Genomic DNA, 16,933 nt, shown 5'->3' on the forward strand with positions numbered 1-16,933 from the left:
CACCGCCGTCGCCACGGGTTGGGATGGTGTAGCCACCACCGTCGCCACGGGTCGGGATGGTGTAGCCACCACCGTCACCACGGGTCGGGATGGTGTAGCCACCACCGTCACCACGGGTCGGGATGCTGTAGCCACCACCGTCGCCACGGGTCGGGATGGTGTACCCGCCGCCGTCGCCACGGGTCGGGATGCTGTAACCGCCGCCGTCGCCACGCGTCGGGATCGTGTACCCGCCGCCATCGCCACGCGTCGGGATGCTGTAGCCGCCGCCATCGCCACGGGTCGGGATGCTGTACCCGCCGCCGTCGCCACGCACAAACTGGAGATCGCTCTGCAGCGAGTAGCCGCCGCCGTCACCACGCACCACCTGGCTCTGAGCCGAGTTGGGCATCGAATAGCCGCCGCCATCCCCTGCGGCGAACGCTGCGGTGCTGGACGCGGAAAGAAGAAACGCGCTGATCGCAATCGCCCGAAGTGCACGCATGGCCCCAACATCCTCCTGCGGAAGATCCCGGCGTTTTCGCCTGGGACTGGTCGCTCGTACTCGGAGACGCCGCGACCGTGTTGGGGTCGCATGCGCCGCTCTGACTGATCAGTGGCGGCGCACGCGAGATTTCGTGCAGGGAGAAGAGCTACATCTTCGACATTTCGTCCGAATGGACAGTCAGATGGTCCACATGGGCATGCCAAAGCCCCTCTGAGACGGCCTGAACGGCGGCCGGGCGGCGAACTACACCCCTCCGCCGTTCGCGCGACAGGCGACTGGGGCGGCGAGGTCTCGCCGGGCGCGGGGAGGCAGCCTGACGCTTACGGCGCGCCGACAAGGATGAACGGCGCCCAGAAGTACGGGTGCGGTTCGCGCGAGCGGGTGCTGAGCGCAGCGGCCCGCAGGCTCGCGGCCCGGCTCTGACCGTTCCGCAGGCCCCGGTAGAACGCAGTCATGAACGCGGGGGCCGTATCGTCGTTCGCGGCCCACAGGCTGGCCACCAGCGCCCCCACCCCGGACCCGAGCACCGCCCGCGTCAGCCCAAGCAGCTCGTCCCCCGGGCCGACCCCGCTCACAGCGGTGTGGCACGCGGACAGGCAGACCAGTTGCTGCCCACGGCTCAACTCGGCCAGCTCGCCGACGCTCAGCCAGCCGTCGGCCAGCTCCAGCGCGGAGTAGGTCGGGTTGTCGGCGCGGAAGACGCCGTGCGTGGCAAGGTGCAGGCTGTCGCGGTCGCGGGACTCGTGCCGCACACGCTCCAACGTCGCGTCACGCCCGCTCAGGATGAGCGCCCCCGGCAACTGCTCGGCGATGCGCCGCGCCTCGTCCTGGACCCACGGCAGATCCGCGATGTCCGGCGCCACGATCAGCGGCCGTTCGATGGCCGGCGATGGCCGCCCGGCCGTCGCCGCGAAGACGGCGGCGCTCGGCGCGTAGGAGACGGTCAGTTGATCCAGCAGCATCGCTTGCGCGTACGGGAGCGCATGGAGCGGGACGCCGTGCAGCAGGCTGTGTGGCACCACGACGAGGTGATCGGAGTCTGCGAGCGCGCCGGCAAGCGGCGCGACGAGCAGTTCGCCAAGCTGCTGCAAGGCCTGGTCAATCGCCCGGGCCAGCGAGCGCTGGTTGGCCCGCAGGAACTCCGCGCCGTACGTCCCCTTGCGGATGTGGAACCAGAACCAGCTCAGCGCCTTCTCGGCCTGCGTGCGCGTCCCCAGGTTGCGGAACACGGCGAAATGCTCGCGGCGTACGACAAAGCAGGCGATCTCGTCGCCCAGCACCACGTACTCGACCAGACAGGTCCGCTCGTCGAGCGCCGCCTGGACGCGCCCCACGTCGATCAGCGCCGTGATGTCCACCGCGCCGTCGCCGCGCATCAAGATCTGAAGCTCGCGCGTCGCCCGGCTCAGCTCGCGCTCGGTCCGCTCCAGATCGACGATCGGTGCGGCAGCCCCACGCGCCGCCGGCGTTTCGAGCGCGTACTGCTCGGTATAGGCCGCGTTGAGGCGGGCGCGCAGCTCTGCGACACGCTCGCGGGCGCGGCGCAGGCGCGGCGAGACGGTGGCAGCGTTCGGCTGCTTGCCAAGCGCGTCTTCGAGCAGCCCACGAGACTTCCCGCGTTCGAGCCACCGGAACGCGTCGCGGCCCCGTTTGGCCGTTGCGCGGTGGTAGTGGGGGGCGCACGATTCGCAGTAGGTGGTGACCGGGCCGAGCAGGAGCCGCGCAATGCGCTCGTAGAGGCTCTCGGCGCTGGCGCCGGCCCCCCCCACGACCGCCAGTTTGAGATCGTCGGCGCGGGCACGGGCGCGCAGCCGCTCGAGATGGATCACCGCCTGCTCGTAGGACGCGCGGGCCTCGTCGGGGGCGTTGGCTTCGAGCAGCGTGCCCTCAGCCTCGTGCGCCTGCGACAGGACGGCATCGGACCCAAGACGAGCGCCCAGCGCCAGCGCCGCCTGGAGGTCGGCCTGTGCGCCGCGCAGGTTGCCGAGCCGCGCCTGAATCTCGCCGGCCAGCAGGTGCGCGTTGGCGGCATGCTCCGGCGCACCCAGCGGCTCCAGCCGGGCCGCCACCTCTCGCACCTCGTCCAGCAAGACGGGGAGCTGGCCGAGCGTCGCCTCAATGGCCGCGAGGCGCAGGCCGGCCAGTTGCGCGATCGTCTCCCAGACGGCGTTGCCGATGCGCGCGTAGAACGCCCGGGACTCGGCCAGCTCCTGCCGCGCAGTGGCGAGATCGCCGCGCAGCTCGGCCACCTGTCCCGACAGCAGCAGCGACGTCCCCAGCTCGAACGGCATGTCGTTCGCGCGGAACGTGGCGACGGCGTGGGCCACGGACTCGGCGGCCTCAGTGGCCAGGTTGAGCGCGCGGTAGGCGCGCGTCAAGTCCACGTCCACGGCCGCCCGCTTGCGGTCAAGCCCCAGCTCCTCGCACAGAGCGCGGCTCGCCAGCAGCGCTTCGAGGGCCTGCCCGTACTCACCTCGGCTGATGTGGAGCAGGCCCAGGTTCATCTGGACCGTGGCGAGCCGCTCACGGGCGTTGAGCGCCTGGAAGTCCTTGACGGCGGACAGGTCGGCCTTCAACGCTTCGCCGAACCGCCCCAGCTCGTTGAGCACCAGCCCGATGTTCATGCTGGCCGTGGCGGCCAGCTCGCGGATGCGCTCCTTGCGCCCGTAGTCCCGGGCGTCCGAGAAGCAGCGCAACGCCTCTTCGAGGTCTCCACGCCGCCAGCAGACCAGCCCCAGGTTGATGGTCTGCCGGGCCACGTCCAGCCCGAACGCCGGCCCGCGCGAGCGCAGATACTCGAGGTTCCGATGGGCCAGGGCTACGGCTTCGTCGTACCGCGCGAGGTACCGGAGCGCCTCGACGTGCCCGATCCTCGTCCGCGCGGCGTCGTCGCGCAGCCCGAGCGCGTCGAATGCCGCCTCGGCCTCGGTGAAGCACGGCTCGGCCCGCTCGTAGAGGCCAGCGGTTCGCAGCGCATACGCCGCGGCCCGCAACGCCCGCGCCTGTCCCTCGCCGCCAGCCTCCTCAGCCTGCCACGCCTCGGCCAGGGCCACGCCGGCGTGCGGATCGGTCTGGTAGCAGCCTTCGACCTCGCGGGCGCGGGCTGCCCAACGCTCGCGCAGCGCGTCGAGGCTCGGCTCGCTCACCGCCGCCGTATCTGAAATGCTGACGCTCGGCTCCGGCCCTGTCGCCTCGGCGCGGCTCCCCGGCTCGCCACGCTCAGGCATGCGAGATTCGGTGGCAACCGACTGCGAGGTCGCGCCTGTCATGTATCCATTGTAGCGAGATCCTCCTCCGCCGTTGTGCAGAACAGCGTATTGACGAATGCACAAAATGGCCCATAATGGGCACAGTGGACACCTGGACTGCACGCTTCCGCGCGTATCGTGCTACTGAATGTCTGCTAGTTCATGTGAACCTGAGCGTAAGTTGAGGATCTGCGTGCGCGTCAACCAGTTGCAGGCATCGCGGCTATCCCCCCGCCCGGGGCATTCCAGACCGTCTGTCACTCGGTCCGCTGGTGAGATTCTGGCGCTTGCCGCGCTGCTGCTCTCCGCGCTGGCGCTGGTCGTCGTCCTGGACGACGCCGACGCCCCCGGCTCCCTCCGCGAGCAGGCGGCCGGTTTGCTGATCCGTCTGCACGAGCAGATGAACGCCCTCACGGCGCTCGCGACCGTGGTCGGTCTGGTACTGGCCGTCGCGCTGCTGATCACGATGCGTGCACGGGACGTGGCCGCTGCGCGTGCCGACGAAGCGACTTATGAGCTTGCCGACGCCAGCCAGGAAGCGGACCGCTGGCGTGGCGCTGTCCGCTCGCGCGATGCCGCGCTGCTGGCGGTCGTCCACGAGCTCCGAAGCCCGCTCACGCACGTCGTCGGCTACGCCGAGCTGCTCACCAGCCGCCGGCGGCCCCAGCACCTGGACTCGCCGGAAGAGATGACGGAGGCCATTCGCGCCGCCTCCGGGACGATGCAGCGCCTGCTGGACGACCTGGTTGAGGCGACGCGGGTGCAGGCACAGGGGTTCAGCCTCCACACGCGGCCGGTGGACCTCGGCGCCCTGATTCACGGCATCGTCTCCGGCTTCGGCGCGCACCACCCGACGCACCGGCTGGCGGTGGACATGCCGGAGCATCAGCTTGTGACCCGCGCCGATCCGCAGCGGATCCACCAGATCCTCGCCAACCTGCTGACCAACGCCATCAGCTACTCGCCGGCCGCCAGCGAGATCGTGGTCCGGGCGCTGCTCCAGAGCCAGCAGGTCCGCGTAGAGATCGAGGATCACGGCATCGGCCTGGACGCCGACGATCAGGAGCGCGTCTTCGACCGCTTCTTCCGGGCGCCAGACGGCAGGCGGCTCCGCGAGCAAGGCAGCGGCTTGGGGCTTGCCATCGTCAAAGACCTTGTCGAGGCGCATGGCGGGAGCGTCGGCGTGTCGAGCGTGCGTGGCGCGGGCAGCACCTTCTGGTTCACCCTGCCGCTGGCCGAGGAGCGCCCCGCAACCGCCGACGTGCCCGTCGGCGCACCGGCGGCCCAGGTCGCCCGCGCGCTGCCGTAGCCGCGCTGCCGCAACCGCGCTGCCCGGCGCTACTGCCGCACGTAGATCAGGAAGTTCCCGTACTCGCCAGCGTACTGGTAGCCGTTGCGCAGCAGCAGCCCGTCGTAGGCCCAGCGCAGCGACTGCTCGCCGACCTCCAGCGCCAGCACGCGGATCGGGTAGCCCTCGTAGGTGTAGTCCCAGCGGGCGCCGTTGACCTCCCAGGTCACGTACTGCCAGGAGTCCTGATCCACGTAATGCTTCTCGCGGGCGTACCAGGCCGCCTCCTTGGAGGCCACGTACACCTCGCCAGGGCGCAGGAGCCTGTCCAGCGCCTCGGCGGCCTCGTGCTGCCCGATGCGGCCATAGAAGTATGTCGACGAGCCTTTGCGGTCCCGTTGCACCACGTCGAGCGCCATCGACCAGACCAGCGTCAGCACCAGGAACGCCACCGGCAGCGCCCCGAGCAGGTTGCGCCGCCCGGCCACGGCCAACAGCAGTGCAACGCCGAGGCCGATGGCCAGCGGGATCAGGATCAGCTCGACGTTGAGCGTAACCTCCCACACGATGGCCCACAGGTCTTCGGTGCGCGGGTACATCCACGCCCACAGGACGCCCCCGCCGAGCATCACCACGGTGTACTGGAGCAGCGTCGGGCGGCCGGCCAGCCGTGCCACCAGCGCGCCGCTGGCAGCAGCCCACAGCGGCAGCATCGCCGCGTGGTACTTCGGGAAGTTGCCGGCCAGCTTGAAGATGTACGCCAGGTAGATCGCCGCGCCCAGCACCACCAGCACGTCAGCGGCGTCCAGCCCCTTGCCGCGCAACAGGCTCCAGAGGCGCGGCAGGCCGGCCGAGACAAACAGCAGGCAGAAGAACGGGCCGATCCACAGCAGGGCCGGCGCGACGCCATACACAAACGCCTGCAAGCTCACCAGCCGATCCCGCGAGCTGAGGCTGCTCTCCAACGCCTCGTTGTGGACGACCTCCAGCGTGTACTCGATGGGGAACCCGGCCAGCGCGCTGATGCCAAGCCACGTCACCGTGAAGATGGCCCATCCGAGCGCAGCCACCGCCAGCGCCTGGAGTGCGCCACGCCAGCCGACCGGCTGGAAGAGCCGGGTAAACGCCAGCGCCACGGCCAGCGCCAGGGGCGTCGTGAGCTTGGCCCAGAGGCCGAGCGCGTACAGCAGCGCCAACCCGACGATGATGGACACGCTCCATGAACCGGGCAGCCGGACGGCCAGCCATACCACGCTCACCAGCAGCACCATCAACACCGTGTTGTCGATGTCCAGCACCTGGGCCGCCTGAATCGCCAGCGGATTGAGGGCGTAGACGGCCACCGCCAGCACCCCGGCCACCAGGGCCCGGTCGGCGCTGCCGCCTCGCAGCAGCACCGTCCGGCGGGCCAGGTCAAACGCGAACCCGGCCGCGATCAGCATGCAGAGGACGCTCAGGCCGCGCGCCGCCCGCTCGCCGTCTCCGAACAGCTTGACGGTCAGCCCGAGCGCGTACAGGTACAGTGGGGGATGCCAGAGCGCCCACTGCTCGCGCTCGTGGTAGAGATGCAGCAGGTAGCCCTGATTCCCGAACGGCCGGCCCGTGTCGGCGACGGCCCGCGCGCCCAGGATGAAGTTCACGTCGTCGTAGACGTAGGCCTTGTCGATCTGCCCATCGATGAGCCAGAGCGCCGCGCCAAGAATGGCCAGCACGGCGACGAGTGCGAAGATCCGCACGCGCGGCGAGGCGGCGGCGCCCGCGCCGGCCCGACCAGCGGCACGGGCCGGGTGCCGCGAATCTGACGGAGCGCGCTCGGCGGCGGCGCTCATGGCTGGGGCGTCCACACGGCGGGGCATCCTCACACGACGACGGGGGACAGGATGGCCCGAACGGTACCGGGCCGCGCGGGCGGTGCGCCAGTGGGCGGCCCTGCAGGCCGCACCCCGGCGCGGCTACACCGTGGACGGCGGATCTTGCCGGGTCATCCCCCGCCACAGCAGCACGGCCAGTCGGCGCGTCAGCAGCAGCACGACGCTCGTGGTGGCGGCGGTCAGGCCCGTCCAGACCAGCACCTTGACCGGCCCGCCCGAATCCGCCTCAGCCTGACGGGCCATCACCTGGGCCGCCGCCGCTTCGGCCTCCCGCTTCGGCTTCGAGGGCGCCGGGCAGAGGCCAGAGTTGAGCGCATTCACCAGCGCCCCCAGGCAGAGGATCATCCCCAGGAAGTAGAACCAGGTCATCAGCAGCAGGAACACCCCGAGCGCCTTGTACGCGGCGAAGCCCCCACCCAGGAAGCGCAGGTAGATCGGGAATATCTGCGTCAGCGCCACGAACAGGAGGCCGGCCAGCACCGCCCCGCGCCAGACATTCCACAGGCGCATGCGGGCGTTCGGCACCACCCGGTAGAGCACCAGGAACATCAACACGGCGGACCCCAGCGAGATCAGCCAGCCGAGCAGGAAGGCGAACGCCGGGATGCGGAACGGCAGCACGTTCTCCGACAGGCCGATCACCACGCCCGTCAGGCTTGTGCTGGCAACGGACACGGATACCAGCACGGTGTAGACCGCCATCATGATGAACGCCACCAGCTTCTGCGCCACGAACGTGCGGTCCTCGACGCCGTAGAACCGGTTGAAGACCGCGCCCATCACGCCGAACAGGTTCGAGCCGCTCCAGAGCAGGCCCAGGACGCTGATCACGCCGATGACCCCGCCAAACTCACGGGTCTCGGTGATGAAGCCGACGAGGTCGCTGGCCTGCTCGGGGAACTGCTGCGAGATCGTGGAGGCCAGCGCCGCCAGCCGGTCCGGGTTCCGCAGCACCAGCCCCACGATCGCCAGGAGCCCGACAACCAGCGGCAGCAGTGAGAACAGCAACTGCCAGGCGATGAGCACCGCGCCCTCGCCAGCCCGCAGCTCGCCCCAGGCAGCGGCAAACCGACCGACGGGCGTCCGGTAGAAGCGATCGAGCAGCATGTTCATCGGCGAAGCCCCTACGGAGCAGCGATCTCGCCGCCGCAATCTGAGCGCGTATGCGTGTGGCGACAGGATAGCGCGCCGTGGCCTTCAAGAGCAGAGCGCCGGCGATGTCCGAACGCCGCTGTCCTGACTGTGCCGTCCCGCCGCCTCGCCGTCGATGCTGCTCGCCTGCTACGCTGCCGCGAACTTGTGCGCCCCCGGAGGCATGCGATGACCCAGGTCGAAGCGAAGCTCAAGGCCCTCGGCCTCTCTCTTCCGACTCCCCCGGCACCGGTCGCGAACTACGTCCGCTGTGTGACGGTTGGCACCCTCGTGTTTCTCTCGGGCCACGGCCCCACGCTCGACGGCGCGCCAGCCTTTCAGGGGAAGGTCGGGAAGGAGCGCACCGTCGAAGAGGGCTACCAGTCGGCGCAGTTGACCATGCTCAACTGCCTGGCCTCCCTCAAGCAGGAGATCGGCGACCTTGACCGGGTCACGCGGATCGTCAAGCTGCTCGGCATGGTCAACTGCACGGAGGAGTTCGGCCAGCATCCGGAGGTGATCAACGGCGGCTCGGACCTGCTGGTGCAGCTGTACGGCGACCGTGGCCGGCACGCGCGCTCGGCGGTCGGGATGCAGAGCCTGCCGCGCGGGATCACCACCGAGATCGAGATGATCGTGGAGATCGACGGCGGGCTGGACTGACCCGTTGCCCTGCCGTGTCATTGCGCGCGGCGCACCCGGCGCGACGTCCCGCACGCTGCCGACGCTACACCCACTCTTCCCAGCGGTCGAAGACTCCGCCGAGCGCGGCCAGAAAGACGCTGTCATGATCCCACCGCGTGATGAAGGTGCGCGGCGTCGTCTCGTTCGGCCGGGTCTCCTCAGCCTGCGCGTAGACCGTGGTGTAGCCTGCCGCCCGCGCCGCGCGGCCGGCCTCGGCCGTCCAGTTGGCGGACTGGCCCAGCGGGATCGCAAACGTGGCCGGCGTCAGCCCGATCCGGGACGCGATGGTCCGGCGCGACTCGCCCAGCTCCTGCGCGACGGCGGCCGGCTCCAGCGCGCCGAAGTTCGGATGCGTCACCGAATGGCTGCCGATCTCGACGCCGTCCCGCGCGAGGCTGGCGATCTCGTCCCAGTCAAGCATCACGTCGTCGCCAAAGGCGTGGCGGCCGTCCGCCCAGTCCGACACCGCGAACAGCGCCCACGGGATGTCGTACTCCGCCAGGATCGGCGCGGCCACGGTGCGGACGGACTTCAGCCCGTCGTCAAAGGTGATGGCGAGGTCGCGCGGGCCGCCGCCGGAGGCCGCGATCTCCGATGGCTGCACGAACCGATAGCCGGCCCGCATCGCCGTCTCGATCTGGCGGCGGAACTGGTCCGGATGCACGTCGTTGACGCCCCACATCGGCTGCCCCACCGAGTGGTAGCAGAGAATGCGCCCGCCAGCGCGTGGCTGTCGTCGCCCCACTCTGGCCAGCACATTGCGCTCGCAGCACATCCTGGCTGCAGCGACCGTCGAGCGGCGCAGGCCAGTCCATCTGACCAGCTTTCTGAGCACCTGTTTCACGGTGTTGCCATTCCCCTGTCCGTTCAGCCATGCGGCCCCCGGGCTGCTCCCCATGGCCGCCATCTCTCCGCATATCCGCGGGACGCGACTGCCCCGCACCGCGCCAGCGCGCGCTAGAGCGCCTCGAGCAACGCGGCTGCCGCCTCGTCCTGCTCGGCCTCGGTCATGCCGACGTACAGCGGCAGCAACAATGTCTCGGCGGTCGCGGCCTCCGTCACCGGCAGGGAGAGCGTCGGGTACAGCTCGCGGTAGAATGGCTCCAGGTGGCTCGCCATCACGCCGCGCCGGCTGGCGATGCCTCGGTCCGCCAGCGCGGCCATGATCCGCGTGCGAGACGCGCCGCCCTGCAGCCGCACGCAGTACGACTGGTAGGTGTGCGGCCGGCTGGCCGGCACGAACGGCGTCTGGATGCGTGGCTCAGGCGCGAACAGCTCGTCGTAACGGCGCGCAAGGCGACGGCGCTCGTCCAGAATGCCGTCGAGCTTCCGCAGCTGCACGCGCCCCACGGCTGCCTGGATGTCCGTCATGCGGTAGTTCCAGCCGACTTCGTTGTAGACCTCGATGTCGGTGGTGCCCGAGGCGTGCCGCGCGAACGCGGAGGTCGAGACGCCATGCGAGCGGATCGCCCGGAGCCGCTCAGCCGCCACGTCGTCGTTCGTGGCGATCAGGCCGCCCTCGCCGGTCGTGATGCTCTTGCGCGGGTGGAAGCTGAAGCAGGTGAAGTCGGCAAACGTGCCGACCTTCTGCCCGTTGACCGTCGCGCCGAGCGTCGGGGCGGCGTCCTCGACGACGGCCAGCGAGCGGCGCTTTGCCAGGGCCATGATCGCCGGCATATCCGCTGCCAGCCCGATCTGATCGACCGGCATCAGCGCCCGGGTCTTGGCTGTGATGGCCGCTTCCAGCAGCTCTGGCGTGGTGTTGTAGGTCTGTCGGTCGATATCCACGAAGACCGGCGTCGCGCCAGCGTGCAGGATGGCGTTGGCCGTCGCGATGAAGGAGAACGACGGGCAGATCACTTCGTCGCCGGGGCCGACGCCGGCCGCGACCAGCGCCAGGTGCAGCGCGGTGGTGCAGTTCGAGGTCAGCACGGCGTTCCTGACGCCGATGTAGGCGGCCAGCTCTCGCTCGAACTCCTGGACCTGCCGGCCCTGCGAAAGCCACCCCGAGCGAACGGCCTCGGCGGCGGCGTTCCCCTCTTCCTCGCCGACACACGGGCGGGTGATCGGGATGCGCACCGGGTGTGCAGCACTGACCGTCATGGTGAGCCTTCCCCTCAGGATGCCGACGGACCGCTGCCGGCCGGCGGCGTCGAAACGGATGTGGATGCGGTTGACGCCATCAGATCGCGGTGCCAGCGGACCAGCCGTTGCAGCCCCTCCGCGAGGGAGGTGCGGGCCTCCCAGCCCACCCGCTCGCGGGCCAGTCTGGTGCAGGCTTGCCGCCGTCGCACGTTGTTCACCGCCCGTGCGGGCGCGAACGTCGGCTCGATGTCCGGGTGGCCTGCCGCGATGCACAACTGCTTGCACAGCTCCAACAGGCTCGTCTCGACGCCCGTGCCGCAGTTGAAGACCTCGTCGCTCACGTCGGAGGCCATCGCCTTGAGGTACGCCTCGGCCACGTCCTCCACGTAGATGAAGTCCATCGTCTGGAGGCCGTCCCCGAAGATCACCGGCGGCTCGCCCCGGCCCAGCCGCTCCAGCCAGCGGATCATCACCTCGGTGTACGCGCCGAACACGTCCATGCGCGGCCCGTAGACGTTGAACGGCCGGAACATGACATACTGGAGGCCGTACATCTCGTTGTAGGCCCGCAGGATCTGCTCGTTGGCGATCTTCGCCGCGCCGTACAGGGTGCGGTTGTTGAACGGGTGCTGCTCGTCCATCGGCAGGTAGGACGGGTCGCCGTAGACCGAAGCCGTCGACGCCGCCGCGATCTTCTTGATGCCGTGCTTGCGGGCCGCTTCCAGAATGTTCTGGGTGCCGTTGACCATCACCTGGACCGCGCGAACGGGCTCCTCGGCGGACTGGGTGATGCGCAGCGCCGCCTGGTGAAAGACGAGGTCTCGCCCCGCGGTGAGGCGGTCAACCAGCGCGGTGTCACGGATGTCGCCCTCAACAACCTCGACCCGGCCCGTCCCGACGGCGTCCGCCACGTTCTCATGGCGGCCGCGTACGAAGTCGTCCACAATCGCGATGTGCTCAGCGCCGGACTCCAGCAGCTGATCCACGATGTACGAGCCGATGAAACCGGCTCCACCGGTGACGAGCACGCGTGCGCCACTCAGCTCGATACTCATCGATTACCCCTGCCTGTGCGCTCGTCCAAGAGAAGTATCGCGCCGTCGTGCTCCGCCGATGGGCACGTGGCTGCAACCAATCTGCGTGAGGATAGGACGCCTGATCTGGATGTCACGACCGTCACCTGCACAGCATATCGAATGAACGCAGCGATCCAAGATGATGTGACGTTGTGATCCCGTTTCAGGCATTTTGCACGGCGGCCTCCGCATGCCGGCGTGGACGCGAGACACTGCAGTGCATCATCCTGAACGTGCAAATGTCCAGACCGGCGGCAGAGAGTACGACGCTCAGGCCGTGTGACCTGGGCACCGGCGGCCACGCTCATGAAGCCGGGCGGCAGAGCCCACGGAGCCACGCTCGACTCGCGGAATTACGGTGCGCCGTCTAGCGAACAGCGGACGTGAGCGCGCTAGAGAAGCCCGTCGCGGAATTCGTCCACGACGCTCCGTTGTCTGTTGAGGAGAAGATCGTCGTTCCTGAGGCGGCCCACCAATTCGTAGGTTGCGCCGATTCGTAGCGCATACCAAGCGTTGGGCTAAACCCCCCGGTCACCAGGGTATAGGTCGATCCTCCGTCCTCAGATATGTAGTGACCAGTTGTGCTCCATGGTGGGGGGATGTAGAACAGGGCATGATTCTTTGTGTTGCTCGCGAAATTGCCTGCTCCGAGTCCAAATGGACCAGCCTGAGCGCCAGTAGCGGATGTCTGACTGGTCCAGTCGAATCGATACAGGTTTCCCGAGCTGTAGCCCATATACACCCGCGTGGGATCGGGACTAGCCACCAGGCTGTGCCCAGCGCTGGACCACCCACCGTATCCGCCCCACCAACTAGCTCCCTCGTCATCCGTGTAGTGGAGCATCTGATCGCAGTTGGATCCATTCGAGTTAGGAGTGGCGTGGGCACGTCGGAACCAGACCCGGTTGCTGCCTGGAGCCGTCGGCAAGACGAACGCATGCAGACCCGTCGTGATTCCTCGGTGCAGGCAATGATTCGGGACCGTATACGTTCCGAGCGCCGTTTGGGTCCAAGTTCCGCCTCCCTGAGACTTCCAGAGGGCACCCGCAGCGGCTGCATACCGAGTGTCCGCATCGGGCCGAATTTTCACGTCGTTTGTGGCCAATGGTGAGTCCGCAATCTGAGTCCAGGTCACGCCGCTGTCGGTCGAGCGATACTCTTTCCTGGTTCCGGGCGAACCATTCGTCCTACCAATGATGTACATCAGATGTGGCATATGCGACGGCGCGAGCACGACATCAATCTTGGTGAGGTCGTTGCCAGCATTTGCATGGATCCAGTTCGACGCTCCGCCAGCCCCACCACGAGCCATCAGTCCACTACCACTTGTACCGATGAACACCACGCGACTCAAGCTTAAGGGGGGCAAGCCCAGTAGCCTAAATCGGCCGTTTCCGACACGATACTCCTCAGCAGTTACAACAGGCACAGCATTGGTCTTCACCACTGCAGCGATTTGAGCTCCTGTTAGTCCAGGTTGAGACTGCAGAAGGAGAACTGCACCTGCAGCCACGATCGGCGCGGATGCGGAGGTACCTATAAACGGCCCGCCAACTACGTCAAGGCCAGTCAACGTTACAATGTCTGGCTTGCTGCGACCGTCAGTAGTCGGTCCAGCGCTACTATATGCCGCAAGTTGATCAGACCCGCCCTTCAGAAGACCGCCGACCACGACGACGCCAGATCCTTTAGCGTCAGCAGGGTGCAGGAAGCTACCGGCGGCTGTCCCAAATCCGGAGGCGAAAGAATTCACTGAGACGCCCATCGCCACGAGATCAAGCGTCACGTTGTCAGGTCCGCTGATCCATTTCACACTTATCGTCGTGTTCGGACTCGCATTGTTCACGAGTTCAATAGGGCGCAGGAGCGACGGACCACCAACGCAGAACTGGCTATTCTCCGACTTTCGCGAAAACAGGCCCGTGCCAACATGTAGATCCAGGTTCGTGCAAGGATCCCCCCATTCCGCTACACCGTCGGTTCCTGTCGTGCGCCATCTCAGTGCTATGCTCCCGTTAGGAGAAGCCCACTGCGATGTGCTCAACGTCAAGCTGTTGCCCTGCGGCTGACCAAGCGCATCGGTAAAGTTCAGCCAGCCATCTAGATCTGTATCTGCCCACGACCCTGTCCAGAAGCGTGTTCCAGAGTTCCCAATAGAATGGGTAACAAGGATTCCGAGACTAGAAGCGTAGTCAAAAGCAAATACCGAACCGCCGGATACACCATCGCCGTTGCCTGGTCCTTCGAGAGACGCATAAGGGAATCCCATGGACATATTTATGATCTTCACACCCTTGGTGTGGAAACAATCAATCGCCGGAACGAGTTGAGGCGTTATATCTGCTGCTGCAACAAAGATCTCAACATCCGGCGCAATACCCTTGATAACCTCAGCTACCATTGACCCGTGGTCTGTCATTGTCGTATTGGACATCTGGTGACAAGAGTGATTGCCATCAATCGGAGTCAGGCCACGGGCTGCGTTGGAGTAGTCTTCAAAGCCACCATCGAGAATGCCGATCTTTACACCGGTTCCCTTATATCCATTATCCGACCACGCCTTCGAAAGAATATCGGTAATCACATCATTGTCGATATTCGAAGGCTCCCCGCGATAAGCTCGCTCAATGTAGCGAACTGCTGAGCTCTGGCTCAGGCTTTCAAGCAGCCTGATGGGCACTTCGGCACCGATCACATCTCTGGTGCGCCCGAGCGCAGGTATGGAGAGACCCTTCAGGAGACGGTCAACCTGGTCCCCTTGTGTGGGATTTGCTTGAATATTCACAAGGACTGGTTCGTTAAAATGCAAACTGTACTGTCGACCTTGTTCGGCGGAAATTTCTCCCTTTTCTGCCCGAGTGATCTGTACGAGATTATTCTCCATTTTTGGGTGTACGTTCCGTTGCGGAACCGCCGCACTCGGAGTGCCTGGCTTGATCGGTTCGCCATTTGCTGGAGGTGTACCGGCAGAGGCTGGTGATGGGGCAGGCCGAGCCGTCTGGGGTGAAGGACTCGCGACAGGAGACGCTTGGCGAAGGGTTTGTGGAGAACTTTGGGCAACGGCGGGAGCGGCCTGCGCCGTGAGTGCAAGCAACATGGCCAGGCACAAGACTCTGTTCAGCGTCGGTATCCAGGTGCGATGCACGAGGCGGCCTCCTACGGAAATATCGCTGAGGGAAGGTGAATTACGTGGACGACTTGCGGCAGGTTGGAGAGGGCGCACGCCCGGTTCAATGGGACACGAAGCACAAGTTCGCTGTCACGTCTTGAAAGTTGCTCGGCGTCGAACTTAGCTGGAATCATTGCATCTGCTGGGGCCACATAGACCATCAACGACACCCTTTGTTGAGGATCTCTTTTCAAGCGCGACTCGTAGTACACTTCGTTTGGAAGCCGAGGGCAGTCGCGAAGATGGTCCTGGCGCGTCGGCTCGCGCCACATGCCAGATAAGTGGGGGAGCGGGATTGTGGAGAGCAACGCATAGGATGCGAGCACAAGCACTGGTAAACACCCAGCCACCAATGCGGTCGTAGTCCTCCTGCTGATCCAGTCTCGCCTCATTCTCGCCTCTTGAAGCAGCGGGTAGCCGGATCTGTGGACCACGTGGATAGGACTCGTCTCGCCGGAGCGCAGTGCGCTAAAATTGAGATGTTTACCATTTCCGAGTCCGAAAGCGCTTGGCTAATTGGGGCTTCTCAGCACCGACGTTAGACTCGCAGGCGGGGCATGCCGTTCGCAGCTTGACGGAAGCAAACATGATCGTATGCGAATGCCTGGGGCGTGTCAATGGTGCAACGTGCCATTCTTAAATTCTTATCTGAATTTCCACCACGAATTCTTGAAGGCGTCAGTATATCGTCGAATACGCTCGCTCCAGTCCGGCTGACGCTTAGGATCTGGAGGGTCCTGTGCGAGTAAGCGCTGTAGCATAGGCATGGCTCTGCGAAGTTGCTACATTGGAATATGCGACTAAGGCATCGATACTGTCAAGAATGAGGCTCAGGTTCGCTGGAACTTCGTGCTTGGCACGTGAGAGCTAGAGGCAATGCACGCATGGGATTTGATCGGCATCACGTCATCGCGGTGACGAGCTACAGCAGAGCAGACATCGACCGAGCACACGGTGCTGCGATACGCATCTTCGAAGTAGAGGATCCGCACCTCGGCTTCGGCCTGGGGATGCTCACGCCGATCCAAACATCACCGTCGAACGGCTGGTTTACCTTCTTCGTCGGGCCGGACGGTGGCAAGGAGTCCGGTGACGCATCGAAGTTGGGCGATGCGCGGCGGGCAGCGTTTCGTGCGTGGCTGAAGTCGCAGAACTACGAGCACGGCGAGAGTCGGTACGCCTGGGTCGAGGTCTACTACGGGGACGACATGCTCCAGGCCGCCATCGTGGACGACGGAGACGCCGAGCAGCGCGCGGCAGGAGTCCATCTGCCGCACCCCTACTTTGGGGACAAGCCGGAGGGGCCGACGTAGCGCTCGCCTGCGCGTCAGCCTACCGGGGCGTCAGCGGGCTGCTCGGAGCGCGTGGGGCGCTCCCGAGGCTTCAACGGTGCCGCTCCAGAGGCGCTGATGAACCGCATCAGGTCACGCAGCTCACGCTCGACCCACGGAACGATAGTGGGGTCGGTGCTGAGGCTTTCGGCCACAGAAGCGTAGATGCCGACGAGGCGCGTGTGAACCTCGTCAAGCGTCTCAGCCGGTGACGGGGGCGTGGCCTGCGACTCTCGCCTTGGTGTTTCCATCACTATCATCGTACCTCACTCTTCCCAATACGTGCTGCGCTTCAAGCGGTACACGTCATCCTCGTCAAGTCGGTGGTGCGTCACGATGAATCCCTGCACGTCCGAACCCACAAAGCGTGCGGAGTCGCGATGGTAGTAGCCTACGCGCGGCTCGTTGGTGCGGCTGTCCACATAGGTGAATCGTGTACCCAGGACAATGGTCTCTTGAGCGCTGTCGTCATATTCGTCAACTGAATGGGTTCCGAACTGACCACGGTGCTTGCCGTAGTGGTCTTCCAGATGCTGTGCCGTCTTCCACGTCGCCATCTCGTG

The 16,933-nt window shown here is 66.2% G+C and carries 12 protein-coding genes; 3 read left to right on the top strand and 9 right to left on the bottom strand.

Annotated elements, in window-relative coordinates:
* Together IT306_05745 and IT306_05750 are read right to left on the bottom strand one after the other, a co-directional pair.
* A partial coding sequence (locus IT306_05745) for a hypothetical protein (GenBank protein ID MCC7367902.1) occupies window positions 1-484 on the bottom strand: 484 nt, incomplete at its 3' end.
* Between the two features lie 323 nt (window positions 485-807).
* The gene (locus IT306_05750) at window positions 808-3,714 is read right to left on the bottom strand and encodes a CHAT domain-containing protein (protein ID MCC7367903.1); all 2,907 of its coding nucleotides are present in this window, start codon (window positions 3,712-3,714) and stop codon (window positions 808-810) included.
* Between the two features lie 214 nt (window positions 3,715-3,928).
* Between IT306_05750 and IT306_05755 the strand changes: the two genes are divergently transcribed.
* Window positions 3,929-5,044: a HAMP domain-containing histidine kinase gene (locus IT306_05755; protein ID MCC7367904.1), complete on the top strand. Its 1,116-nt coding sequence runs from the start codon at window positions 3,929-3,931 to the stop codon at window positions 5,042-5,044.
* Window positions 5,045-5,073: 29 nt separating this feature from the next.
* On the opposite strand, the gene IT306_05760 is transcribed toward IT306_05755, so the two are convergent.
* Window positions 5,074-6,867 (bottom strand): glycosyltransferase family 39 protein, encoded by a 1,794-nt coding sequence (locus tag IT306_05760; GenBank protein MCC7367905.1) that lies wholly within the window; start codon window positions 6,865-6,867, stop codon window positions 5,074-5,076.
* A 108-nt stretch (window positions 6,868-6,975) separates the two neighbouring features.
* Window positions 6,976-8,007, bottom strand: a complete 1,032-nt coding sequence (locus IT306_05765) for a YihY/virulence factor BrkB family protein (GenBank protein MCC7367906.1) — start codon at window positions 8,005-8,007, stop codon at window positions 6,976-6,978.
* 207 nt (window positions 8,008-8,214) lie between these two features.
* On the opposite strand from IT306_05765, the gene IT306_05770 reads away from it, so the two are divergent.
* Window positions 8,215-8,688, top strand: a complete 474-nt coding sequence (locus IT306_05770; protein MCC7367907.1) for a RidA family protein — start codon at window positions 8,215-8,217, stop codon at window positions 8,686-8,688.
* A 64-nt stretch (window positions 8,689-8,752) separates the two neighbouring features.
* Here the strand turns inward: IT306_05770 and IT306_05775 are convergent, their stop codons facing one another.
* The 4 genes from IT306_05775 to IT306_05790 all read right to left on the bottom strand — a co-directional run bounded on the left by IT306_05775 (window position 8,753) and on the right by IT306_05790 (window position 15,015).
* Window positions 8,753-9,607, bottom strand: a complete 855-nt coding sequence (locus tag IT306_05775; GenBank protein MCC7367908.1) for a polysaccharide deacetylase family protein — start codon at window positions 9,605-9,607, stop codon at window positions 8,753-8,755.
* Window positions 9,608-9,666: 59 nt separating this feature from the next.
* Window positions 9,667-10,812 carry a DegT/DnrJ/EryC1/StrS family aminotransferase gene (locus IT306_05780; GenBank protein ID MCC7367909.1) on the bottom strand — a complete coding sequence of 382 codons (1,146 nt, stop codon included), beginning with the start codon at window positions 10,810-10,812 and terminating at the stop codon, window positions 9,667-9,669.
* A gap of 14 nt (window positions 10,813-10,826) precedes the next feature.
* Complete coding sequence (locus tag IT306_05785) at window positions 10,827-11,849, bottom strand: NAD-dependent epimerase/dehydratase family protein (protein MCC7367910.1); 1,023 nt, start codon at window positions 11,847-11,849, stop codon at window positions 10,827-10,829.
* A gap of 388 nt (window positions 11,850-12,237) precedes the next feature.
* On the bottom strand, window positions 12,238-15,015 hold the full coding sequence (locus IT306_05790) for a S8 family serine peptidase (protein ID MCC7367911.1): 2,778 nt from the start codon (window positions 15,013-15,015) through the stop codon (window positions 12,238-12,240).
* Window positions 15,016-15,923: 908 nt separating this feature from the next.
* Between IT306_05790 and IT306_05795 the strand changes: the two genes are divergently transcribed.
* Window positions 15,924-16,352, top strand: a complete 429-nt coding sequence (locus IT306_05795; protein MCC7367912.1) for a hypothetical protein — start codon at window positions 15,924-15,926, stop codon at window positions 16,350-16,352.
* Between the two features lie 284 nt (window positions 16,353-16,636).
* Here the strand turns inward: IT306_05795 and IT306_05800 are convergent, their stop codons facing one another.
* Window positions 16,637-16,927 carry a hypothetical protein gene (locus IT306_05800; GenBank protein ID MCC7367913.1) on the bottom strand — a complete coding sequence of 97 codons (291 nt, stop codon included), beginning with the start codon at window positions 16,925-16,927 and terminating at the stop codon, window positions 16,637-16,639.
* Window positions 16,928-16,933: the final 6 nt, after the last annotated feature.

This window comes from Chloroflexota bacterium (assembly GCA_020850535.1).
Lineage (GTDB): Bacteria > Chloroflexota > UBA6077 > UBA6077 > JACCZL01 > JADZEM01.